Source organism: Streptococcus sp. GMD1S, assembly GCF_000296875.1.
GTDB lineage: Bacteria > Bacillota > Bacilli > Lactobacillales > Streptococcaceae > Streptococcus.
The window spans coordinates 1-2354 of record NZ_AJQY01000097.1; the positions used below are offsets into that span (position 1 = coordinate 1).

General features: G+C 42.7%; 2 protein-coding genes and 1 pseudogene. All 3 read right to left on the reverse strand.

Annotation, left to right across the window (positions count from 1 at the left end; genetic code table 11):
* The coding region (gene truA / locus GMD1S_RS07245; RefSeq protein ID WP_000199158.1) for a tRNA pseudouridine(38-40) synthase TruA at positions 1 to 746 on the reverse strand (746 nt) is incomplete at its 3' end.
* 99 nt (positions 747 to 845) lie between these two features.
* Complete coding sequence (locus tag GMD1S_RS07250) at positions 846 to 1997, reverse strand: MFS transporter (protein WP_000816261.1); 1152 nt, start codon at positions 1995 to 1997, stop codon at positions 846 to 848.
* Positions 1998 to 2109: 112 nt separating this feature from the next.
* Positions 2110 to 2354 (reverse strand): annotated as a pseudogene (locus GMD1S_RS07255) (hypothetical protein); the annotation flags it as partial.

Genomic DNA, 2354 nt, shown 5'->3' on the forward strand with positions numbered 1-2354 from the left:
TCTTCATAACGAATCTCCTTTAAATACAAGCCATTCGGTGCAGCCGTTGGACCTGCAAGTTTTCTGTCCTTCTTCTCCAAAATCAAGTCAATCTGCTCAACTGGCATTCGATTATTTCCTATTTTGAGCAGCGTCCCCACCATATTGCGAATCTGCTTATACAAGAAACCATTTCCTGAAAAGGTAAAGGTCAAAAATTGGCCTGTCTCATCAACACTAAGGCTGGCTTCTGTAATAGTCCGAACCTTGTCCTCTACACTGGTTCCAGATGCTGTAAACCCAGTAAAATCATGGGTTCCCTCTAATTTCTTGACAGCTATCTGCATTCGCTCCACATCGAGGGGATAGGGAAAGTGAGTAGCATAGTGACGGCGCATCGGATTTTTAGGACGCCCCCTATCCACGATAAACTCATATGTCTTGCTATGTTTTGCATAACGGCAATGAAAATCATCCGCCACAAGCTTAATTGAAATCACATCGATATCTTCTGGTGACTGGGTATCCAGAGCAAAACGGAGTTTTTCCACATCCATCTGATAGGGCAGATCAAAATGAATAACCTGTCCCAGAGCATGGACCCCACTATCCGTCCTACCAGCACCATGAACAGTGATGGCTTGCCCCTTATTGAGTCTCATTAAGGTTTTTTCGATTTCCTCTTGAACGCTCCGCGCATGAGGCTGGCGCTGAAAACCAGAAAAGGCATAACCATCATAGGAAATGATTGCTTTATATCTTGTCATAACTTCTATTTTATCAGGAAATAAAAGTGTAAACAAGTTTAAAAACCAATAATTGTCTGGGTACAAAATTCCCAAAAAGAAAAACTTAGGAAACCAATCCTAAGCTCTCTTTTGAAGTGCGTACATAACAAAGATAGAAGTGACAATCAACCAACATCCTAAAATGGTGAAGACCAACATACCGTTTTGAGTCACCAAGCCAATCGCACCAAGAATAAAAGGTGTCGTAAAGGCCCCAAAGCTACATCCTAGCACTGCAAAAGATGTTGCCTGATTAAGGAGCTTGGCTGGTATTCTTTCAGAAAGAAGCTGAAAGACAGTGGTCAAGGCCACACTGTAGGAAAAACCTGCCACAACACTTCCAACTACCATCACACCCAATGACGGAGACAAGGCAATCACAATCTGCCCCAATCCAAAGGTGATACCCGACCAAAGGAGCAACCTTTCTTTAAACAGAGAGATAAAGAAAGAAAAACTCACACCTGCCAAGATACCAATCAACTGCATGATACTTAAAACCAAGCTCGATAACTGGGCATCCCCTAGACCTCTTTCCACCATCAGACTAGGAATACGAATGGTGATAGCTGTATTGGTGCAGACAACTACTGCTGCTTCGACAGCCAATAGAAAAATTAAGCCTTTCATCTGTCCTGTCAAACGAGTCGTTTCGGTCTCTTTTCTCTTTGTTTCTTTCTTTTCTTTCCCATAAGGGACAAAGAGCAGATAAAGGATCAATACTAAAAACCCCGCACTGTAGGCCAAGAAGGTCACTGTCCATCCCAAGGATAAGAGTTGACCTACAACTAGAGTCAAAATCGATGCCCCGACAACTTCTGCTGATCCGCGAAGACCCAACATCTGGATCCGTGTCTTTCCATGATAGCGTTCACTGATGATGGAAATGGCCTTGGCATTGATCATCCCAACACCCAAGCCAAATAAAATCCGCATCGCAAAGACAAAGTTGTACTCCTGATACCAGAAAGGGGCTGTCCCACCGATAGAAAGGATGAGAAGTCCCAGACTAATCTGAAGTCTCTCAGGAAACAACCGCTCCAAAAACCCATTTAAAACCAGCATGATCATAATTCCAAAAGAAGGGAGACTGACCAGGAGCTCGATTTGTTCCTTGGGGTAGCCTTGATAGTAGTCAAACATGGCTGGCAGAGCACTTGAGATGGAAAAGGAGGTAATCAAAACGAGGGAGAGGGCCAAAATACTAGCCCGTTCTAAATATTGTTTCATGAATTTTCTTTCTGTATATTTCTCACTGTTTATCCTTTTAAAAGGAAGATGGCAAGAAAAGAAGGAGCCCGATTGAACTAGAGACTCCGTCCTAACTTTCCTAATAGGAAGACTATTTTCGCTTGATTTGCTTGATCAGATAGAAGATGAAGCCTGCAACCATATAGGCCGCAAAAATGATCAAACACCATTTGATAACCACGTCCCAACCCTTGTTCACATTTAAAAAGAAATATGGGAAGGGATTGTCCTTGGAATTCGGAATATTGAGTTTTAAGACCAGGCCGTTAAACAAGGCAAAAATCATATAAACCAAGGGCAAGATGGTCCATAAGACTGGATCCCAGATCTTGTATT